The 456-nt window shown below is 45.0% G+C and carries 1 pseudogene; it reads right to left on the bottom strand.

From position 1 onward, the window contains the following. A pseudogene (locus E0485_RS25290) lies at positions 1-456 on the bottom strand (hypothetical protein); the annotation flags it as partial.

The raw sequence follows: 456 nt of genomic DNA, 5'->3' as shown, positions 1-456 counted from the left end.
TCTGTAATCAAATGTACAGAGTCAATGCTGCCTGCTTCGATATGATCACTGTTCACCGAATTTGGTGCCAACTTCTCTCGAGTGACGGATTCATCCTCCAGATTGGACGTCTGCACACTTTTGACAGCAAGCTTCGATTTCGAAATGCAACCATCCTGCAGCTTATCTGTGGAAATTGAATGATCCTTCAGATGATGTTCGTTCACAGCGTCTGTAATCAAATGTACAGAGTCAATGCTGCCTGCTTCGATATGATCACTGTTCACCGAATTTGGTGCCAGCTTCTCTCCAGTCACAGCTCCATCCTCAATGTGCTCACAGGTAATCGCATGATCGGCTATTTTTTCACTTGTAACGCTCTTTCCCACTAGATGATAATCCGTAACGGATCCCGGTGATATCCGATCCTTAGTGACTGATCCTTCACTCAAATGCAAGGTCGAGATCGAGAAATGT

It is taken from the genome of Paenibacillus albiflavus (genome assembly GCF_004344915.1).
GTDB classification, from domain to species: domain Bacteria; phylum Bacillota; class Bacilli; order Paenibacillales; family NBRC-103111; genus Paenibacillus_AM; species Paenibacillus_AM albiflavus.
This window is presented reverse-complemented; position numbering and strand designations above follow the sequence as displayed.